The sequence below is a fragment of the Extensimonas vulgaris genome (assembly GCF_003337425.1).
Lineage (GTDB): Bacteria > Pseudomonadota > Gammaproteobacteria > Burkholderiales > Burkholderiaceae_C > Extensimonas > Extensimonas vulgaris.
In genome coordinates this window covers 243,372-263,685 of sequence record NZ_QPJU01000002.1, presented here as the reverse complement: position 1 = coordinate 263,685, position 20,314 = coordinate 243,372, and the positions used below count along the sequence as shown (strand labels likewise).

Below are 20,314 nucleotides of genomic sequence, written 5' to 3'. Positions count from 1 at the left end.
CGTCAGACATCAGCCTGCACTGCTTGCGCGTCGTGTTGCCATGGCGGCAGCAGCGCTCCGCAGTGCATGCAAAAGCGCGCTTCGGGCAAATGGCCTTCGCTCAAACACTCGGGACAGGTGCGCGTGGTGACGGGAGTGGGCGCAAGTCCTAGCATCGCCTGGCGCTGCGCGGCCATCTCGGCCGTCACGATGCCCGTGGGCACGGCCAGCGTGCCCCAACCCAGCAACATCATCATCGAGGAAATGAATCGACCCAACTCGGTCTTGGGCGCGATGTCGCCGAAGCCCACGGTGGTCATCGTGGTGATGGCCCAATACACGGAGGTGGGAATGGTGGTGAAGCCGTTGGCCGGGCCTTCGATCACGTACATCAAAGTCCCGAGCACCAACACCACCATGAGCACGCCGGTGATGAACACCGTGATCTTGCGCCGGCTGGCGCGCAAGGCCAGCGCCAGACCGCGGTACTCGGTCATGTAGGCGGTGAGCTTGAACACGCGAAACACGCGCAACAGGCGCAGCACGCGCACGTCGATCAGCACATGCGCTTCGGGCAGCAGCAGGGCCAGATAGGTGGGCAGCAGCGCGAGCAGATCGACGATGCCGAAAAAGCTCGTGGCGTAGCGCCATGGGTGCGGCACGCAGGCCAGGCGCAGCAGGTATTCGAGCGTGAACAGCAGCGTGAAGGCCCATTCGGCGCTCGTGAAAAGGCCGCTCCAGTGCTGGTGCAGCGTGGGCACGCTGTCGGCCATGACCACGGCCACGCTGAGCAGGATCGCCACGATCAGGCCCTGGTCGAACCAGCGTCCGGCGCGCGTGTCCGATTCGAAAATGATGGTATAGAGGTGCAAACGCCAGCCCTGTAGCGGCTGACCGGCCAAAGCTTTGCGTGACGGCAACCCCGGCCGCTTGCCTCTTTTTTGATACATTTTTTCGTTCCGCTCCACTTCGACCGCACTCCTTCCCATGCTTCCGCTGCTTCACATCGATGGTGCCGTTGCCACCATCACCCTGCGCCGCCCGCGCGTGGCCAACAAGCTCACGCCCGAGGATTTGCCCGAACTCATCCGCCACGTCGCCACCGTCAACCAGACGCCCGGCGTGCTGGTGCTGGTGCTGCAGTCCGAGGGTAAGCATTTTTGCAGCGGCTACGACATCGGCCAGGTTGCGCAGAGCCAGAACAAGGGCAGCGCTTTCGGCGAAATGGTCGATGCGCTCGAAAACTGCCGCGCCGTCACCATCGCGGCGATCCAGGGCGGCGTCTACGGCGGCGCCACCGACATGGCGCTGGCCTGCGATTTTCGCGTGGGCACCAGCGCAGCCGAAATGTTCATTCCGGCCGCACGCCTGGGGCTGCATTTTTACCAAAGCGGCCTGGAGCGCTATGTCAGCCGGCTTGGGCTCGACATGGCCAAGCGCCTGTTCCTCTGCGCCGAAAAACTCGACGCGCGTGCCATGCACGCCTGCGGCTATCTCACGCACCTGGTCGAGGGCCCCGACCCTGCCGAGGCCGTGCGCGCCCTCGTGCAGACGCTCGCGGCCATGGCGCCGATTGCCTTGCTGGGCATGAAAAAGCACCTGAACCAGATCGCGCGTGGCCGCGCCGACGCCGAGAGCATCGCGCGCGAAGTGCAGCGCAGCGCGGCCTCGCAGGACTTGCGCGAAGGCAGTCTGGCCTGGCAGGAAAAGCGCGCGCCGGTCTTTCAGGGGCGCTGAATTTTTTGCCCCTATTTTTGATAACCCACGATTGATTCTTCCCATGTCCATCTGGAAAAAACCCATTTCACTGCAAGCGCTGCAAGACGCCCAAACCAACACTGCCGCGAGCCACCTCGGCATAGAAATCACCGAAATCGGCCCCGACTTCCTGCGTGGGCGGGTGCCCGTGGACGCGCGCACCAAGCAGCCGTTCGGTCTACTGCATGGCGGCGTGAGCGTGGTGCTGGCCGAATCGCTGGGCTCCATGGGCGCCTACCACGCCTGCCCTGAGGGCCACCACGCCGTGGGCCTGGAGATCAACGCCAACCACATCCGCTCGGCCACGCAGGGCTGGGTCACCGGCACGGCACGCGCCGTCCACATCGGACGCTCGACCCATGTGTGGCAGATCGACCTCGTGAACGAGGACGGCCAGTTGACGTGCACCTCGCGCCTGACCATGGCGATCCTCGCGCCGCGCTGAGTGTAAATATCGGTAAAGAGGGCTTGTGGCGCAGCGATAGGCGCGGTAGCGTTCGCTGCACCATGTCCAGCTTAGCCCACCCCGCCGCCAAAATCGACCTCACGGGCTTGCTCGCGGCCATATCCCAGGCCAACGCGGAGGATAGCCTGAACAACCCGCTATCGCCTGCGCAATGGGAGCTTCTGGGCAGTTACCTGCAGCCGCTGAGCGTGCCCAGTGGCCATGTGCTGTTTCCCCAAGGCTCCCTCGATCGGACTTTGTATTTCATCGAAAGCGGCAACCTGAGCGTGCACTACCAAGACGATAAAGGGCGCCTTCGCATCGCCCTGGTCGGCCCTGGCACCATCGTCGGGGAAGGGGCGTTCTTCGCGCATCGCCCACGCAGCGCGACCGTACAGGCAACCGCTGCGAGCAAACTCTGGTCGATCGCCGCATTGCGGTTTTCCGAATTGTCCAACCGCCAGCCGGCCATCGCGCTCGGTGTGGCGATGGCGGCTGGCGCGGTGATGGCCAAACGTCTGGCAAACCGCAGGCGACGTATCGCCATCACCTGAGTCACATTCCGGGCGCATTCGAGCGCTGCCTGAGCAACTTGGCCCTGTGCGGGACGCTAAACTCCTGACTCTGCTTCCCTCGCGATCAGAAGTTACACACATGTCTTTGCTCGACTGGTTCACCCGCAAACCTTCCAAAGCGGCTCACGATGCGGGCGGTGCGCGGGCGGCACAGCCAGAGCAGGCGGCCCGTCCCCTGCTCTCGCCCACTCCGAACTCCGCATGGAAAAATGAACGCATGGAGCGGCGCGAACTTTTGTATGGCGTGGTGCGCAATGCAATGATTCGCGCCGGGATTCTGTCGGCCAGCTACAAGTTCAAGGTGCTGTCGCTGGACCCACGCGGACGCGAGTTCGTCGTCATGATGGACTTGGCCAGCGAATGCGTTGCCCACCCTGGTCGCCTCAGCGGCATCGAAGCCTTGATCAGTGAAGCTGCAAAAAACCACCACGAGATTGTTGTCAAAGCCGTTTATTGGCGCATCAAGGATTTCGCCACCACCAGCCCCGCCGCACCGTATATGGCCGATTCTTCTATGGTGCCCGACAAGATCCCCGCCATCCATCTGCCCCCTGAAAGCCCCCCGGCGCCACGCTCTTACGACCCCATCGCCGAAGACGAGGTAATGGCATTCAAGCGCGCTGTCGCTGCCGCCCAGGGCGGGAAGGCCAAGCCAGCCGCATTCAGCCAGACTGGCGCCACTGTGTCTTCAGGCCCTTTGCTCTCCCCGGCCCGCCCCACAGACCACGAAGCCCCTGATAAGCCCGATGTGGACGCGCACGCGCACATCCTCGGCAACACCCAATATGGCACGCTGACCTGACCGCGCCTGCATTCCTGCCCCGCTCGGTGGCATCAGCCCTGCAGTAATTTGTCCTCAGCCAAGGCGAGTGCGGCTGGCTGGCCCGAAAGCACCAACGTGTCGCCATCTGCCAGCACCCAATCGTCCGCCGCCTCGACCAGGCGACCATTGGCGCGCCGCAGGCCGACCACCCGCACACCGACCGCATGCAAGGCCAGGTCGCCCAGCTTCTGCCCGATGGCCCGCGCATCCGGGGGCAAACTCACCGTGGCCAGGCGCTCTTGCTCGCGCTCGGTGGCGCCATCGTCGTCCGCGCCGTGGAAATAGCCGCGCAACAGGCGATAGCGTGCGTCGCGCTGCTCCTGCACGAGGCGCAGCACGCGGCGCATGGGCACCCCCACCAGGGCGAGCGCATGACTCGCCAGCATGAGCGAGCCCTCGATGGTCTCGGGCACGACCTCGGTCGCTCCGGCTTCGCGCAGCTTTTCGAGTTGCAAATCGTCCTGCGTGCGCACCACCACGGGCACCTGTGGCGCATGCGTGCGCGTATGCGCCAAGACTTTGAGCGCACTCGGGATGTCGATATAGGTCACGACGACCGCGCTTGCGCGCGCCAGACCTGCCGCCATCAGCGCCTGCGGGCGGCTCGCATCGCCATAGACCACCGATTGCCCTGCCGCCGCGGCCTGGCGCACGCGGTCAGGGTCCAGGTCGAGCGCGATGTAGGGAATGTTCTCGCGCTCGAGCATGCGCGCCAGGTTCTGCCCACAACGGCCATAGCCGCAGATGATCACGTGCCGGCTGGTGTTGATGGTCTGGCGCGCGATGGCCGTCACCTGCAGCGATTGCTGCAGCCAGTCGCTCGCCACGAGGCGCATCACGATGCGGTTGCTGTACATGATGAGAAACGGCGTGGCCAGCATCGACAGCACCATGGCCGCAAGTATCGGATGCATGAGCGCCGGCCGCACCAGTCCTTGATCCTGGGCCAGCGACAGCAGCACGAAGCCGAACTCTCCTGCCTGCGCGAGATAAAGCCCCGTGCGCAGCGCCACCCCCGTGCTCGCACCCATGCCGCGCGCGAGCAGCAGGATCAGCGCCGTCTTGAGCACCAGCGGCACCATGAGCAGCACCAGTACCAGCACGGCATGGTCGACGAGCACATGCCAGTCGAGCATCATGCCAATGGTGATGAAAAACAGGCCCAGCAGCACGTCGTGAAAAGGACGGATGTCCGTGCCCACTTCATGGCGGTACTCGGTCTCGGAAACCAACACCCCGGCGATGAAAGCGCCCAGCGCCAGGCTCAGACCTGCTAGCTCCGTGAGCCAAGCCAGGCCCAGCGTGATCAAGAGCAGGTTGAGCATGAACAGTTCGTCGCTCTTGCGGCGTGCCACCAGCGTGAGCCACCAGCGCATCACGCGCTGGCCGCCGCTGAGCAGCAGGCCCACGAGCAAAGCCGCCTTGAGCAAGGCCCACGCGAGCGAAGAAAACAGCGCCTCGGGCGCCGCGCCGAGCGCAGGAATCAGCACCAGAAGCGGCACCACGGCCAAATCCTGGAACAGCAGCACGCCCATCACGCTGCGGCCGTGTTCACTTTCGAGCTCGGCGCGCTCGGCCATGAGCTTGACGACAATCGCCGTGCTGCTCATGGCCAGAGTGCCCGAGAGCGCGAGTGCCGTCTGCCAGCCCATCTCCCAGATGCCGCCGAGCACGCGCCCCAACAGCAGCAGCAGGGCCGTCACGACGAGCATGGTCGCAAGCACCTGCAGCAGGCCCAGGCCGAACACCTGCCGGCGCATGGCGCGCAGCTTGGGCAGGCTGAATTCGAGCCCGATCGCGAACATCAGAAACACCACGCCGAACTCGCCCAGATGGCGCGCCCCTTCAGGGTTGCGCGCGAGCCCGAGCGCGTGCGGCCCGATCAGCACGCCCGCCGTCAGATAGCCCAGCATGGGCGGCAGCTTGAGGCTGCGAAACACCACCACGCCGAGCACGGCAGAGAGCAGATACAACAAAGTCAGCGCGAGTGAAGACATGGGGCCGATGCTATCCCACAGCTCTATAAAATCGCCCGAATGACCCCAGCCTCCGGCGCCCCGCGCCTCTTCGATGCAGAGCAGACCCTGCGCCTGGCGCGCGAAACCTTCGAAATCGAAGCCGCCGCGCTGCGCGCCCTGGCCGCGCGCGTGGATGCGCGCTTTGCCCAGGCGGTGCAGCTGGTATTGCGCACCAAAGGCCGCGTGGTCGTGATGGGCATGGGCAAGAGCGGCCACATCGGGCGCAAGATCGCTGCCACCCTGGCCTCCACGGGCACGCCCGCGTTCTTCGTCCACCCGGCCGAGGCCAGCCATGGTGACTTGGGCATGGTGACGGCCGACGACCTGGTGCTGGCCATCTCCAACAGCGGCGAGAGCCACGAGCTCACGGCCCTGCTGCCCGTACTCAAGCGCCTGGGCGTGCCACTCGTCGCGCTCACCGGCCAGCTGCAATCGACCCTCGCGCGCCATGCCGACCTCACGCTCGACTGCAGCGTCGAGCGCGAGGCCTGCCCGCTCAACCTCGCCCCCACCACCAGCACCACGGCGCAGCTCGCGATGGGCGACGCGCTCGCCGTGGCGCTGCTCGAGGCGCGCGGCTTTCGGCCTGAAGACTTCGCGCGCTCGCACCCCGGCGGCGCGCTCGGGCGCAAGCTGCTCACGCACGTGCGCGACGTGATGCGCACGGGTGACGCCCTGCCGCGCGTGCGCCCCGAAGCCACGTTCAGCACCCTGATGCGCGAGATGAGCGCCAAGAGCCTGGGCGCCGCGGTGATCGTCGATGCGCAGGATCGCGTGCTCGGCATCTTCACCGACGGCGACCTGCGCCGGCGCATCGAAGCCGGCGCCGAGCTGCGCACGGCCACCGCCGCGCAGCTGATGCACGCGAACCCGCGCTGCATCGCTCCCGACGCCCTCGCCGCCGACGCCGCCGAGCTGATGGAGCGCCACGCCATCACGAGCGTGCCCGTGGTCGATGCGCAAGGCACGCTGCTGGGCATGGTGCACATCGGCGACCTCATGCGTGCCAAGGTGATCTGATGCGCACCACCCCTTCTGCGAACCGCGCACCCGCACAGTCCTTCGCTCCCGAGCTGCTGCTCGCCGCGCAAGGCGTGCGCGTGGCATTTTTCGACGTGGACGGCGTGCTCACCGACGGCGGGCTGTATTACAGCGCCGAAGGCGAGTCGCTCAAACGCTTTTCCACCCTCGACGGGCACGGCCTCAAGCTGCTGCGCCAGGCCGGTATCACGCCGGCGGTGGTCAGCGGGCGCGACTCGGCGCCGCTGCGCCTGCGCCTGCAGGCCCTGGGCGTGGAGCATGCGGTGTTCGGCACGGAAGACAAGGCCCCCGCGGCCGAGCGCATCCTCGCCGCGCTGGGGCTGGACTGGGCGCAGGCCGCCGCCATGGGCGACGACTGGCCCGACCTGCCCGTGCTGCTGCGCAGCGCCTTCGCCTGCGCGCCGCCTGAGGCACACGTCGAGGTGCGCCGCGCGGCACACTACGTCACCGCGGCGCGCGCCGGCGCCGGCGCGGTGCGCGAGCTGTGCGACCTGCTGCTCATGGCGCGCGGGCGCTACGCGGCCTTGCTCGAAGCGTACCGACCATGAGTGCACGCCGACCGCTGCGCGCCGTGCTGCGCCAGACAACGGAAAGACTCTCGCTCTATCTGCCCATCCTCGTGATGGCGGTGCTCGCGCTGGGCTCCTGGTGGCTCGTGCGCAATGCCCCGCGCGCACCCGGTCTCACGGGGGCCCAGCCCGTGCGCCACGAGCCCGATTACTTCATGCGCGACTTTGCCGTGAAGAACTTCGACGCCACCGGCCGCCTGAAAAGCGAAGTGCGCGGCGCGGTGATGCGCCACTACCCCGACACCGAGACGCTGGAGATCGACGAGGTGCGCATGCGCGCGCTGGGCCAGGATGGACGCTGGAGCGTGGCCACTGCCAGGCGCGCGCTCAGCAACGCCGACGGCTCCGAGGTGCAACTGTTCGGCAACGCCGTCGTCACGCGCGAGCCGCTACCGCCGCAGCCGGGCAAAACGCCCCAGCCGCGCATGGAATTTCGCGGCGAATTTCTGCACGCCTTCACGCAGACCGAGCGCGTGCGCTCCAACCAGCCCGTGACCCTGATTCGCGGCGACGACCATTTCACGGCCGACGCCATGGAATACGACAACGTCGAGCAGGTGTTGCAGATGCGCGGCCGGGTGCGCGGCATCCTGATGCCCAAGCCGGGGCGCTGAGCGAGAGGCTCGCCGCCCCAATTGCTCCTTTTTTGATTGCAAATAATGGGGCAAAAAAAAGCCACTAGCGCTCATTCAGCAAGCGCTAGCAGCTCTTCTTTTTGCATCAAAATCCCATGATTTCATGCCCTGTACCCCGTGCCGAACCGTCACAGCGCTTGCGCCACGGCGTAGCCTTCTTCGCGAATGGCGGCGGCCAGCGCCTCGCGCGGTGCGCTGCTGTCCACTTCGACCTTGCCTTGCGCGCGGTCGATCTGCACGCGGGCTTGCGGATCGACCTGCTGCAGCGCCTGCGTCACGGCGCGCTCACAGTGCGCACAGGTCATGCCCTGGACTTGAAACGTGTATTGCATGGCGGATGTCCTCTTGCTGAAAAAATAGGATGATGCCCTCTTTGCGAACGCTATAGGGTGCTTCATGGACATTGCTGAGCCTGCTTCAGGCGATTGTTGCGAGTTGGACCTGGGCATAGGCGGCATGACCTGCGCGAGCTGCGTGAGCCGCGTGGAACGTGCGCTGCGCAAGGTGCCCGGCGTGCAGCAAGCCACGGTGAACCTGGCGACCGAGTCGGCGCGCATCGTCTATACCGTCCCGCCGGGGCAGGACGCGCAGGCCGTCGAAGCTTTGCTGCGCCGCGCCGTGCGCAATGCCGGCTACGAGCCGCGCAGCGCCGAGGCGCAGCTGCAGGCCGAGGACGCCTCGCCCTGGGCGGGCTTTGGGCCGGTGGCGCTGGGGCTGCTGCTGTCGGCGCCCCTCGTGCTGCCCATGCTGGGCGAGCTGGCGGGCAGGCACTGGATGTTGCCGGCCTGGCTGCAGTTTGTGCTCGCGACGCCCGTGCAGTTCGTGCTCGGGGCGCGGTTTTACAAGGCGGGCTGGCATGCGCTCAAGGCGCGCGCGGGCAACATGGACTTGCTCGTGGCGCTGGGCACGAGCGCGAGCTGGAGCCTGTCGCTGTGGCTGTGGCTGACGGCGCCGCCCGAGCAGATGCCGCACCTGTATTTCGAGGCGTCGGCGGTGGTGATCACGTTGGTGCTGCTGGGCAAGTGGCTGGAAGCGCGCGCCAAGCGCCAGACCACGGCGGCGATCCGCGCGCTGCATGCGCTGCGCCCCGAGGTGGCGCACCTGCTCGGGCCGCAGGGCGAGGCGGATGTGCCCGTGGCCGAGGTGCTGGTGGGCGACCGCCTCGTGGTGCGCCCGGGCGAGCGCATCCCCGTCGATGGCCGGGTGCTCGAAGGGCAGACGCAGGTCGATGAGTCCATGCTCACGGGCGAGCCGCTGCCGGTGGCGCGCGGGCCGGGCGATGCGCTCACGGGCGGCGCAATCAACGGCGACGGGCGCATCGTGATGCAGGTGACGGCCGTGGGCGCGCAGACGGTGCTCGCGCAGATCATCCGCCTGGTCGAAGACGCGCAGGCGGCGAAGGCGCCGATCCAGCGCCTGGTCGATCGCGTGGCGGCAGTGTTCGTGCCCGTGGTGCTCGCCATTGCGCTGCTGACGCTGATGGCCTGGCTTGCCGCGGGCGCGGGGCTGGAGGCGAGCCTGATCCATGCCGTGGCGGTGCTGGTGATCGCCTGCCCCTGCGCGCTCGGGCTGGCCACGCCCGCAGCCATCATGGTGGGCACGGGCGTGGCGGCGAAAAACGGCATCCTCATCAAGGACGCGCAGGCGCTGGAGATTGCGCACAAGGTCGATACCGTGGCCTTCGACAAAACCGGCACGTTGACCGTGGGCCAGCCGCGCCTCACGGCGTTCGAGCCGCTTGCCGAGCGCGACGCGGCGGCATTGCTGTGCGCCGCCGCAGGTCTGCAAAGCGCCAGCACGCACCCGCTCGCGCGCGCCGTGCTGCAGGCGGCGCAGGAGCGCGGTGTGCAGCCCGGCGCCGCAGCGGCGGTGCAGGCCGTGCCGGGGCGCGGCATGGAGGGCGAGGTCGATGGCCGCCGCTACCTGCTGGGCAGCCTGCGCTGGTTGCAGGAGCTGGGCGCCGATCTTGGTGCGCTGGCGGAGCGCGCGCAAGCATTGCAACAGCAAGGCGCCACGGTATCGGCGCTGGCCGAGCGCAGCGCGCAGGGCCTGGTCATTTGCGCGCTGCTGGCCTTTGGCGACGCGCCCAAGCCCGGCGCGCGCGCGGCGATCGCAGCGCTCAAGGCGCGCGGGCTGCGCACGGTGATGCTGTCGGGCGACAACCGCGGCGCGGCCGAGGCCATGGCGCGCCAGCTGGGCCTCGACCCCGACGCGGGCGAAGTCATCGCCGAAGTGCTCCCCGGCGACAAGGCTGCGCACGTGCGCGCGCTGCAGGCGGGCGGCCACGTGGTGGCGATGGTGGGCGACGGCGTGAACGACGCGCCGGCGCTGGCCGCGGCCGACGTGGGCCTGGCCATGGGCAACGGCACCGACGTGGCCATGCACGCGGCCGGCATCACGCTGATGCGCGGCGACCCGCATCTCGTGGTGGCGGCGCTCGACATCTCGCGCCGCACGGTGCGCAAGATCCGCGAAAACCTGTTCTGGGCCTTTGCCTACAACGTGGCCGGCATCCCGCTCGCGGCGCTCGGCTACCTGAGCCCGGTGGTCGCCGGCGCCGCCATGGCGCTGAGCTCGGTGAGCGTGATGACGAATGCCTTGTTGCTCAAACGCTGGCGCATGCCCGAGTAAGCCGCTTTGGGTCGTAAAAATGGCGGAATTGTCTGGCACACTGCAACATCTTGTTGCACGTCCTGGTGTGCAAGCAGTTTTCCCGGCAATTGAGGTAGGCAAGCCATGAATTTCATGTTTTGGATGATGCGCCAGTTCACGATCCGTCTGCGCATGCTCGGCGCCATCGGCGTCGTGTTGCTGCTACTGGTTTTGGTTGGGGGTGCGGGGATGTACGGCATGCAGCGCATCTACGCCTTGAGCGAGGACTTTTTGGCACGCTCGTTTACCGACATCAGCCGTTTGGCCGAGCTGCAGGTTGCAGTCGGGGCGATCCGACAGCATGAAAAGAACATGATCATCCAGTATGAAAAGCCCGAGGCCGTGCGGCAGGCATACCAGCAGTGGCTTGGTGCCTTGCAAGAGGCCGAGAAAGTGGCCACCCGGTTTCAAGAGAGCGGGGACGGGCCGAAAAAATCCCTGACAGTGCAGATCCTGCAGCGACTGAACGCCTATCGCACCCAATTCGCGCCCATAGCACGGCAACTCGAGGCCGGCGGCTACGACACGGCCACGGTGGCCCATCGCATGAGCAGCAAGGCGGTCGCCCAGATCCAGGATGCATCCAAAATGCTTCAAGACTTAGAGCGCCTGCTGCGAGCCGAAGCTGCAGCAGCCATAGAAAAGCAGCATGCCGTTGCAACACAGACGCGCTGGTGGTTCATGCTGGCATTGGCGCTTGCGGTGCTCGTGGTGGTGCCGCTCACCCTGCTCAACATGGAGTCGATCTGCCGCCCCTTGGCGCAGGCACGCCACATGGCGCAGGCCATCGCTGGCGGAGACCTGTCGCAAACCATCGCGGCAGAGGGCCGGGACGAAGCCGCCGACCTGTTGCGCGCCTTGGCCGAGATGCAAGCCGGCTTGAGCACTTTGGTGGCGCAGGTGCGCGACGCCAGCGGCCAGATCGCCATGGCCAGCCAGGAAATCGCCGCCGGCAACGAAGACCTTTCCGCCCGCACCGAACAAACGGCAAACCACACCCAGGCGGTGGCTGGTTCGATCACGCAGCTCACAGGCGTGATCGAACACACGGCAACGGAATCTCAGCAAGCGCGCCAACTCGTCGCAGTAGCGGCAGACACTGCCACGCAAAGCGGCTCTGTGGTGCAAAAGGCCGTGGCGAGCATGCACGAAATCGCGGCCTCGAGCCGCAAGATCGGCGACATCATCGGCCTGATCGAAGCGATTGCGTTCCAGACCAACATCCTCGCGCTCAACGCCGCGGTCGAAGCCGCGCGTGCCGGCGAGCAGGGACGGGGCTTTGCCGTCGTAGCCAGCGAGGTGCGCAGTCTCGCGCAACGTTCAGCCACCGCGGCGAGCGACATCAAGGATTTGATCGACGCCAGCGTGTCCGCAGTCCAAGATGGCGTGCGTCACGTCGAAGGTGCAGGACGCGCCATGCAGGACATCGTGACAGGGGTGCAGCGTGTACGCGACATCATCGGCGAAATCACGGCGGGCGCGACCGAGCAATCCGCGGGCATTGCCAAAGTCCACCAGGCCATGAGCGAGATCGACCACATGACGCAGCAAAATGCCGCGCTCGTGCAAGAGTCCGCCGCAGCCGCGCAGTCGCTGCGCGAGCAAGCCCAACGGCTCTTGCAAGTGGTAGAGCAGTTTCATCTGGCGGCGCAGACACGCCCCACGGCGATCGCAGCCTGAGGGTACCTGCTGTCATACGTGCGCCGAACAAAGAGGGGGGCGGGAAATCCCCAATGCACCAAAGCAGTGAAGGCGCGTACAGTGAGCCCCACTCGAAAGCGCTGCCTGCGCCAAACGAGGGAGCCGAGGAGACACCCACAAGCCAACAATCCTTTCAAAGCGCCCACCGAGGCGCACCTTTTTCGATGCGCCGGCGATCCCGGCGCTTTTTTTTGTAAAATTGGCACAAAAGCCTGATGTCTCAAGCGCTTTTTGCTATTTATTTGATATTTATTTGATACTGACCCAAGGCTGCGACAATCGCCCTATGGAATGGATTGCCATGGCACTCGCGGCAATGCTCGCCGGAGGTATCGATGCCATCGCCGGCGGAGGCGGGCTGGTGATGCTGCCGGCCTTGTTTGCGGCCTACCCCACCACTGCTGCGGCCACGCTCTTGGGCACGAACAAAGCCACCTCGGTGTGGGGAACGGCCATGGCCGCCTGGCGCTACAGCCAGCGCGTCCCTTTGTGCTGGCGCACCATGCTGCCAGCGGCAGCGAGCGCTTTTGTCGCCTCCTGGGCGGGCGCTTGGACGGTCACCTTGCTTCCTTCGGACGTGCTGCGCCGCCTGCTCCCCTTGGTACTTCTGCTGGTACTGCTGTATACGCTCTCCAAAAAAGAGTTCGGCAGAACGCACACACCAAGATTTTCTGGCAAAAAAGAGGTGCTTTTTGCGAGTCTGATCGCCGTCAGCATCGGTTTTTATGACGGTTTTTTTGGGCCAGGCACCGGTAGTTTTTTCATCTTTTTGCTGGTGCGCGTGCTCGGTTACGATTTTCTCCATGCCTCTGTGTCCGCCAAACTGCTGAATTTCTCCACCAACGTGGCCGCGATCGTGCTCTTTGGCAGCAAAGGCCATGTCTGGTGGCCCCTCGCGCTCACGCTGGGCGCGGCCAACGTCGTTGGCAGCCTGCTTGGCACCCATCTTGCGTTGCGTCACGGGGCTGGTTTCGTGCGCGGCATTTTCATCGCGGCGGTGGGGGTGTTGATTCTCAAGACAGGCTGGGATGCGTTCTTGCGCTGAAACCGCACCGCACGCAGCACAGCTTGCCGCGATGGGGCGAAGAATCTTTGACATGGGCACCTCCCAGACGTTATAGTTTTCAGAGCGCTTGCAGATCCAAGCCGTATGCGAAGCTCTTCAAAATACCAGGCTCAAACGATCAAGTTTCCTATGAAATTCTTTCGCATCCTCGCCACCACCCTGCTCACCCTGAGTCTGCTCGGCGCGGCCCAGGCGCGCTCGCTCGACGTCATCCGCAAGGACGGACGCATCATCGTCGCCACCGAAGGACAGTTCGCGCCTTTCAATTATTTCAAAGGCAGCACCTTGACGGGCTTCGAAGTCGAACTCGCCGAACTCGTCACGCAGCGCATGGGGCTCAAGACCGAATGGAAGACGGTGGGCTTCGACGCCCTGCTCACGGGCTTGCAGCAAGACCGCTGGGATCTGGTGATCGCCTCGCACGGCGTGACGCCCGAGCGCGCCAAGGCCGTCACCTTCACTGCCCCGCATTACTGCTCGGGCGGCATCGTGGTGTCGCTCGATCCGGCGATCCGCAGCGCCAAGGACTTGGCCGGCAAGGTGGTGGCCGTGCAGACGGGCACGAGTTACCTCGAGAGCGTGCAAAAAATCCCTGGCATCAAAGAGATGAAGAACTTTCCCACCGACGTCGATGCCCGCAGCGCACTGCTCTCGCACCGCGTCGATGCCTGGGTCACTGACCGCTTCGTGGCCAAAGAGATGATCGCGAAGGCTCCAAACGCCGGCATGAAGCTCGGCGACATGGTGTTCGTCGAGCGCATCGCCGCGGCCGTCGCCAAGGGCAACCAGGCGCTTGCCGACGCCTGGTCCAAAGCACTTGCGCAAACCATGGCCGACGGCAGCTACACCGCCTTATCGCAAAAATACTTCGGCGAAGACGTGCGTTGCCACTGAGTCTGCAAACGCTGCCGCCTTCGCTTTACGACCTGCATGTTGACCGCCCTTTGGCCTGCGCACTGGAGCCGCTCGCAGCGCAGCAACGCCACGTTGGTGGCCGCCGTCATTCTCATGGTGCTGGCCCTGGCCCTGCTGGGGCAGTTGCTGGCTTTGCTGCCCGAGCCGATCGGCCCAAACGCGCAGGCTTTTTCTGACGGCGCGCGCACTACGCTGTGGCTCACCTTGCTCAGCGGCACGCTGGGGCTGGTGCTGGGCGTGTGTGCAGCGCTTGCCCGCACGGCCCGCTGGGCCCCGCTGCGCCGCGTCGCGGGGTTTTACATCTGGGTCATGCGCGGCACGCCCTTGCTGGTGCAGATTCTGTTCGTTTACTTCGCGCTGCCGGCCTTGATCCCGGGGCTCAATCTACCGGAGTTTGCGGCTGCGGTGCTGGCGCTGGGGCTCAACGTGGGCGCATACAACGCCGAGGCTTTGCGCGCCGGCCTGCTGGCCGTGCCGCGGGGCCAGACCGAAGCGGCGCGGGCGCTGGGCCTCACGCGCCGGCATGTGTTTTTCGACGTGGTGTTCCCGCAGGCGTTCAAGATCGCCCTGCCGCCGCTGGTGAGCAACTTCGTCGCCCTGCTCAAAGATTCGTCGCTGGCCTACGCGATCGGCGTCGTCGAACTCACCAACGTGGGCAACCGCATCCAGTCGGCCACGTTCCAACCCGTGGCCACGCTCAGCACCGTGGCACTCACGTATCTGCTGCTCACCACGCTGGTGACGCAGGTCTCGAATGCGCTGGAGCAACGCTTGGACATCGAGGGGCGCTTGCAATGACGGCCGCCCGCCTCTCCGACACGACAACGGCCGCACCCACCACACGTGGCGTGCCCTACATCGAGGTCGAGAACGTCAGCAAGTCCTTTGGCAACCATCAGGTGCTGAAAAACGTGAGCACGCAGTTTTATGCGGGTGAGGTGAGCGTCATCATCGGCGCTTCAGGCTCGGGCAAGAGCACCCTGCTGCGCGCCATCAACCGGCTCGAGCCGCACGACAGCGGCAGCATCCGCATCGCGGGCGTTCCCGTCACCGACGACCCGGCCACCCTGCAGCAGCAACGTTGTGAGGTCGGGATGGTGTTCCAGCAGTTCAACCTGTTCGGCCACATGAGCGTGCTCGACAACGTGGCGCTGGCGCCGCGCCGGCTGCGCCACCTGAAGCGCCCCGAAGCCAATGCGCTGGCCCTCGAACTGCTGGCCCGCGTGGGCATGCAGGCGCATGCGCACAAATACCCCTGGCAGTTGTCGGGCGGGCAGCAACAGCGCGTAGCCATCGCGCGTGCGCTCGCCATGGCGCCCAAGGTGATGCTGTTCGACGAGCCGACCTCGGCGCTCGACCCCGAAATGGTGCAGGAGGTGCTCGACGTGATGCGCGGGCTGGCGCGCGGCGGCATGACCATGATCGTGGTCACGCACGAAATGGGCTTTGCGCGCGAGGTGGCCGACCGCGTACTGTTTTTCGACCAGGGCCGCATCGTGCATGATGCGCCGCCGGCGGAGTTTTTCAAGCACCCGCCGAACGAACGCATTCGCGCTTTCATTGGCCGCTTGGGCGCCTGACTCCTAAAACACACAGCAACCATGGGCAGCTGCGCAGGCGCGCCGACGCTCAGTGGCGGAACAAATCCAGGATGCGATTGCGCTCCTCGCTCGAAGGCGGCGCAGCAGGGGCCGTTGCGGTAGAGGCTGGAGCAGAAGCACCGTCGAGACCCAGGCTGGTCACCCCGGCGTTGCGCGCGTATTCTTCATAAAACCACTCGCCGCCCACGTTCACCACGCCGGGCGGCACCGCGGGCTCGGAAACAGGCACGCCGCGCAGCGCGTGCTCCATGAAGCGAATCCACACCGGCAGGCTCAAACCACCGCCCGTTTCGCGGCTGCCGAGGTTGCGCGGTGTGTCGTAACCTATCCAGGTGATCGCGGTCAAGGTCGGTTGGTAGCCTGCAAACCAGGCATCTATCGCATCGTTGGTCGTCCCCGTCTTGCCGTAGAGGTCGGGTCTTTTGAGCGTGGCCTGCGCGCGCGCCGCCGTGCCCGAACGCGTCACTTCCTGCAGCAAGGTGCCCATGACGAAGGCATTGCGCGCGGGGATGGCGCGTGCGCTGTCATCGAGCGCGGGAGGCTTGGTTTCGGAGAGCACGCGCCCCTTGTGGTCGGTCACACGTGCGATCAACCAGGGGTTGACGCGGTAGCCCCCATTGGCGAAGACGGAATAAGCCGTCGCCATCTGCATGGGCGTGACCGAGCCCGCACCGAGCGCCATGGTCAGATAGGCGGGATGCTTTTCGGCCTCGAAGCCGAAATGGGTGATCCACTCCTGCGCCGTTTTGGGCCCCACTGCCTGGAGCACGCGAATCGAAACCATGTTCTTGGACTTGGCCAGTGCCGTGCGCAAGGTCATGGGGCCGTCGTATTTGCCATCGTAGTTTTTCGGCTCCCAAGGTTGCGCGCCAGTGGCACCGGCATCGAAAAACAGCGGCGCATCGTTGACCACCGTGGCTGGCGTGAAGCCCTTTTCGAGCGCTGCCGAATAGATGAACGGCTTGAAGCTCGAACCCGGTTGACGCCAGGCTTGCGTGACGTGGTTGAATTTGTTCTTTTCGAAATCGAAGCCGCCCACCAAGGCCTTGATGGCACCTGTGCTGGGATCGATGGCCACGAAGGCCCCCTCGACCTCCGGCAATTGGGTGATCTCCCAGGTATTTTTGGGCGTTTTGATGATGCGGATCACGGCGCCTTGGCGAATCTTGATGTTGGGTGCGGCCTTGTCGCTGAGGCCCGATTCCGCAGGTTTGAGGCCGTCGCCAGTGATTTCTATGCGGTCGCCGTTGGCACGCAGCGCTACCACTTTGCGCGGGCTCGCCTCGAGCACCACCGCGGCGAGCACGTCCCCGTTGTCTGGATGGCCCGCCAGCACATCGTCGACGGCATCTTCAAGCTCTTGCGGATCACTGGGCAAAGTCACGAACTGCTCGGGACCCCGATAGTGCTGACGGCGCTCATAGTCCATGATGCCACGGCGCAAAGCTTGGTACGCGACATTCTGGTCGCCCGCATTCACGGTGGTATAGACGTTCAGGCCGCGCGTATAGGCTTCATTGCCATATTGGGAGAAGACCAGCTGACGCACCATCTCGGCCACGTATTCGGCATGCACGCGTGCGCTGTCCGATGCGGTTCGTAGCTTTACCACCTCCTGGCGCGCGGCAGCGGCTTGCTCGGGCGTGATGAAGCCGTTTTCCTCCATGCGGTCGATGATGTAGAGCTGCCGTGCCCGTGCCCGTTTGGGGTTGCTGATCGGGTTGTAGGCCGAAGGCGCTTTGGGCAAGCCCGCCAGCATGGCCGCCTCGGCGATCGTGATCGACTTCAGCGGTTTGCCAAAGTACGCCTCCGAAGCCGCGGCAAATCCATAAGCGCGATTGCCCAGGTAGATCTGGTTCATGTAGATCTCGAGGATCTGGTCTTTGGTCAGCGAGTGCTCGAGCTTGAACGTGAGCAAAATCTCATAAATTTTGCGCGTAAAGGTCTTTTCGGAAGAAAGATAGACGTTGCGCGCAACCTGCATGGTGATGGTCGAAGCGCCTTGGCTTTTCACATGGCCAAGGTTCGCGAGCGCCGCGCGCAGCATGCCTTTGTAATCGACGCCGCCATGCTCGAAAAAGCGCGTGTCTTCGATCGCCAGCACGGCGTCTTTCATCACCTTGGGGATCTCATTGATCGGCGTGAGCGTGCGCCGCTCCTCGCCGAACTCGCCGAGCAGCGCGCCCTCGGCTGAATAAACGCGCAGCGGCAGCTTGGGCCGGTAGTCGGCGAGGTCGGAAACGTCCGGCAGATTGGGATAGGCCATGGCCAACGCTACGGCAATGACGAACGCCAAGGCCAGCGCGCCGGCAAGCGATAGTCCACCTATCCACACGAGGATGCGCATGCTCCAGCGCAGCCAGGCAGGACGCTGGCGGGAGGCTGAGGCCACCGGGGCGGATGGCTCTTTATTCGAGGAAGGCGACATGGAGACTCGGAAGCGAAAGCCTTGGATTATCCCAAATTCGTCATTTGAGCGCTGTTGAGCGCATGTAAGTATTTGATTTCATGCGCATTTCCGCATGAAAAGCATTTCCCTGGCCAGCGTCACTGCGCGCCAACCCCGATGTTTCGTGCATTTTTGGGCTGGTTGGGGAAATGTTCTGGACATTTCACGCACTCGCAATGCCGGCGGCCAGCGCGCGGACTTGCCGCAATGGCCGCATGCCCTGTGCGCCCGCACCGAGCCGCGCTGGCGTTTCGTCTGCTTTTGACAACGCGTATCCGCAGTCATCAGCAGCAAACATTTTGTTCGGGAACTATCTTGCTGATAGCATCCACGGACAGTATGAAGTTATGTTGCATTGATTTGGCGAGTTGTTACAGGGGGCGATCTTGATCTCTTTGGGGTCTTTATTTCGTCGAGAGCCAGCGCCGCTGCTCGGCATCGACATCAGTTCTTCCAGCGTCAAGCTCGTCGAACTCGGACGTGACAAGTCGGGCCGCTTGGTTGTGGAGCGTTGTGCCATCGAGACGCTGGAACGCGGCTGGGTCAACGAGGGGAACATCGAAAACTTCGACGAGGTGGCTGGCGCCTTGCGACGTCTCGTGCACAAATGCAGCACCCGCACCAAGAACGTCGCACTAGCCCTGCCGTCGTCGGCGGTCATCACCAAAAAAATCACTTTGCCGGGCGGTATGACGGAACAAGAGCTGGAAGTTCAGGTGGAGTCGGAGGCAAACCAGTACATCCCTTTTTCTCTCGATGAGGTGAGCCTCGATTTCTGCGTGATCGGCCCGAACAAAAATGCTCCAGAAGAGGTGGACGTACTGCTCGCAGCATCCCGCCGCGAAAAAGTGCAAGACCGTCAAGCCTTGGCGGAAGCTGCCGGGCTCAAGGCAGTGATCGTGGACATTGAATCGTACGCGGCCCGCCTCGCGGCAGGGCGCTTGATCAAGGCTCTGCCGGGCAAAAGCGAAGACGCTTTGGTGGCCTTGTTCGAAATTGGTGCGCTCACGACCAGCATGCAAGTCATTCGCAACGACGACTCTCTCTATGAGCGCGACCAAGCCTTTGGCGGCGCTCAGTTGACGCAACTGATCGTACGCCAGTACGGCTTCTCACAAGAAGAAGCGGAGAGCAAAAAACGCAATGGTGAACTCCCCGAAGATTACACCTCCACCATCTTGCGTCCGTTCGTGCAAAGCATGGCCCAAGAGCTCAGCAGGGCATTGCAATTCTTTTTCACCAGCACCCCCTATAACCGTGTCGATCACATTCTATTGGCAGGAGGGTCAGCACCATTGCCGGGACTGCCCGAAGCAGTGACCCAGCAAACGGGGTTTTCCTGCAGCGTGGCCAATCCGTTCGAGGGGATGGAAATCGGCAGTGCCGTACGCCTGAAGAAAATGGCACGAGAAGCGCCTTCTTATTTGACGGCGTGCGGATTGGCCATGCGGAGGTTTTTACAGTGATTTTGATCAATCTACTCCCGCATCGCGAAGCTGCGCACAAGCGGCGGCGTGAGTTATTTCAAGCCGCGATGGTCGCATCACTATTGGCTGGCTTTGCTGCGTCTGGACTCATTTACCTTTGGCTGCAGAACAAAATCAGCGATCAGCAAGAAAGAAACGGATTTTTGCAAAGCGAAATCAAAGTCCTCGAAGGACAAATCAAGGAGATTGCCTCGATCGAGGAAGAAATTGCCGCATTGCGCGCGCGCCAGAAAGCCGTGGAAGACTTACAGGCAGATCGAAATCTTCCTGTGCATTTGCTCAATGAACTGGCGCGCCAGCTGCCCGAGGGCGTTTATGTGACCAGCCTCAAGCAGACCGGGCAAACCATAGCGATGCAGGGAATGGCGCAATCCAACGAGCGAATATCAGAATTACTACGCAATCTAAGCGGCAACACACCTTGGTTCTCCAAGCCCGAACTGATTGAAATCGTGGCCAGCAATGTCTCCCTGAGCCCCCGTGACCAGCGGCGCGTAGCCGCCTTCAGCTTACGCTTTCAGCTGATGCGCTCCAGCGAGGTACAAAAATCTATGCCGGATGGCAACGTAGCGCAGACAACGAGCTCTGCACACTGACGAA

Annotated in this window: 19 protein-coding genes; 15 read left to right on the top strand and 4 right to left on the bottom strand. The window is 64.3% G+C overall.

The window, feature by feature from the left end; translation table 11 throughout:
* Positions 1–2 precede the first annotated feature (2 nt).
* Positions 3–929: an ion transporter gene (locus DFR45_RS04145; RefSeq protein WP_114482690.1), complete on the bottom strand. Its 927-nt coding sequence runs from the start codon at positions 927–929 to the stop codon at positions 3–5.
* Positions 930–966: 37 nt separating this feature from the next.
* Here DFR45_RS04145 and DFR45_RS04140 point away from each other — a divergent pair, with 37 nt between their 5' ends.
* From DFR45_RS04140 to DFR45_RS04125, 4 genes are all read left to right on the top strand, one after another.
* Positions 967–1,716, top strand: a complete 750-nt coding sequence (locus DFR45_RS04140) for an enoyl-CoA hydratase/isomerase family protein (RefSeq protein ID WP_114482426.1) — start codon at positions 967–969, stop codon at positions 1,714–1,716.
* 43 nt (positions 1,717–1,759) lie between these two features.
* Entirely contained in the window at positions 1,760–2,182 is a 423-nt protein-coding gene (locus tag DFR45_RS04135; RefSeq protein WP_114482425.1) for a hotdog fold thioesterase, read from the top strand.
* 62 nt (positions 2,183–2,244) lie between these two features.
* Entirely contained in the window at positions 2,245–2,736 is a 492-nt protein-coding gene (locus tag DFR45_RS04130) for a Crp/Fnr family transcriptional regulator (protein ID WP_114482424.1), read from the top strand.
* Between the two features lie 100 nt (positions 2,737–2,836).
* Entirely contained in the window at positions 2,837–3,559 is a 723-nt protein-coding gene (locus DFR45_RS04125; protein ID WP_114482423.1) for a hypothetical protein, read from the top strand.
* 32 nt (positions 3,560–3,591) lie between these two features.
* On the opposite strand, the gene DFR45_RS04120 is transcribed toward DFR45_RS04125, so the two are convergent.
* A complete protein-coding gene (locus DFR45_RS04120; RefSeq protein ID WP_114482422.1) occupies positions 3,592–5,577 on the bottom strand; it encodes a monovalent cation:proton antiporter family protein in 1,986 nt (661 codons plus the stop codon).
* Between the two features lie 39 nt (positions 5,578–5,616).
* On the opposite strand from DFR45_RS04120, the gene DFR45_RS04115 reads away from it, so the two are divergent.
* The 3 genes from DFR45_RS04115 to lptC are packed head-to-tail and all read left to right on the top strand — an operon-like array spanning position 5,617 to position 7,822.
* Positions 5,617–6,618: a KpsF/GutQ family sugar-phosphate isomerase gene (locus tag DFR45_RS04115; protein WP_114482421.1), complete on the top strand. Its 1,002-nt coding sequence runs from the start codon at positions 5,617–5,619 to the stop codon at positions 6,616–6,618.
* Positions 6,618–7,187, top strand: coding sequence for a KdsC family phosphatase (locus DFR45_RS04110; protein ID WP_114482420.1), 570 nt, complete (start codon positions 6,618–6,620; stop codon positions 7,185–7,187). The genes DFR45_RS04115 and DFR45_RS04110 overlap by 1 nt, the downstream gene beginning before the upstream one ends.
* 14 nt (positions 7,188–7,201) lie before the next feature.
* The gene (gene lptC / locus DFR45_RS04105) at positions 7,202–7,822 is read left to right on the top strand and encodes an LPS export ABC transporter periplasmic protein LptC (RefSeq protein WP_114482689.1); all 621 of its coding nucleotides are present in this window, start codon (positions 7,202–7,204) and stop codon (positions 7,820–7,822) included.
* 149 nt (positions 7,823–7,971) lie between these two features.
* Here the strand turns inward: lptC and DFR45_RS04100 are convergent, their stop codons facing one another.
* Positions 7,972–8,175: a heavy-metal-associated domain-containing protein gene (locus DFR45_RS04100; RefSeq protein WP_114482419.1), complete on the bottom strand. Its 204-nt coding sequence runs from the start codon at positions 8,173–8,175 to the stop codon at positions 7,972–7,974.
* Positions 8,176–8,239: 64 nt separating this feature from the next.
* Between DFR45_RS04100 and DFR45_RS04095 the strand changes: the two genes are divergently transcribed.
* The 6 genes from DFR45_RS04095 (at position 8,240) to DFR45_RS04070 (ending at position 15,757) form a co-directional block, all read left to right on the top strand.
* A complete protein-coding gene (locus DFR45_RS04095) occupies positions 8,240–10,474 on the top strand; it encodes a heavy metal translocating P-type ATPase (RefSeq protein WP_114482418.1) in 2,235 nt (744 codons plus the stop codon).
* Positions 10,475–10,579: 105 nt separating this feature from the next.
* Positions 10,580–12,175 carry a methyl-accepting chemotaxis protein gene (locus tag DFR45_RS04090; RefSeq protein WP_114482417.1) on the top strand — a complete coding sequence of 532 codons (1,596 nt, stop codon included), beginning with the start codon at positions 10,580–10,582 and terminating at the stop codon, positions 12,173–12,175.
* 307 nt (positions 12,176–12,482) lie between these two features.
* Positions 12,483–13,241, top strand: a complete 759-nt coding sequence (locus DFR45_RS04085) for a sulfite exporter TauE/SafE family protein (protein WP_114482416.1) — start codon at positions 12,483–12,485, stop codon at positions 13,239–13,241.
* Positions 13,242–13,391: 150 nt separating this feature from the next.
* Complete coding sequence (locus DFR45_RS04080) at positions 13,392–14,156, top strand: ABC transporter substrate-binding protein (protein WP_114482415.1); 765 nt, start codon at positions 13,392–13,394, stop codon at positions 14,154–14,156.
* Positions 14,157–14,192: 36 nt separating this feature from the next.
* Positions 14,193–14,975, top strand: coding sequence for an amino acid ABC transporter permease (locus DFR45_RS04075; RefSeq protein WP_114482414.1), 783 nt, complete (start codon positions 14,193–14,195; stop codon positions 14,973–14,975).
* The gene (locus DFR45_RS04070) at positions 14,972–15,757 is read left to right on the top strand and encodes an amino acid ABC transporter ATP-binding protein (protein ID WP_114482413.1); all 786 of its coding nucleotides are present in this window, start codon (positions 14,972–14,974) and stop codon (positions 15,755–15,757) included. Before DFR45_RS04075 ends, DFR45_RS04070 begins: the two co-directional genes overlap by 4 nt.
* A gap of 49 nt (positions 15,758–15,806) precedes the next feature.
* Here the strand turns inward: DFR45_RS04070 and DFR45_RS04065 are convergent, their stop codons facing one another.
* Positions 15,807–18,125 (bottom strand): penicillin-binding protein 1A, encoded by a 2,319-nt coding sequence (locus DFR45_RS04065; protein ID WP_241659325.1) that lies wholly within the window; start codon positions 18,123–18,125, stop codon positions 15,807–15,809.
* A 488-nt stretch (positions 18,126–18,613) separates the two neighbouring features.
* On the opposite strand from DFR45_RS04065, the gene DFR45_RS04060 reads away from it, so the two are divergent.
* Together DFR45_RS04060 and DFR45_RS04055 are read left to right on the top strand one after the other, a co-directional pair.
* Complete coding sequence (locus tag DFR45_RS04060) at positions 18,614–19,693, top strand: pilus assembly protein PilM (RefSeq protein ID WP_114482411.1); 1,080 nt, start codon at positions 18,614–18,616, stop codon at positions 19,691–19,693.
* Entirely contained in the window at positions 19,690–20,310 is a 621-nt protein-coding gene (locus tag DFR45_RS04055) for a PilN domain-containing protein (RefSeq protein WP_114482410.1), read from the top strand. Before DFR45_RS04060 ends, DFR45_RS04055 begins: the two co-directional genes overlap by 4 nt.
* The last annotated feature ends 4 nt before the right edge of the window (positions 20,311–20,314 follow it).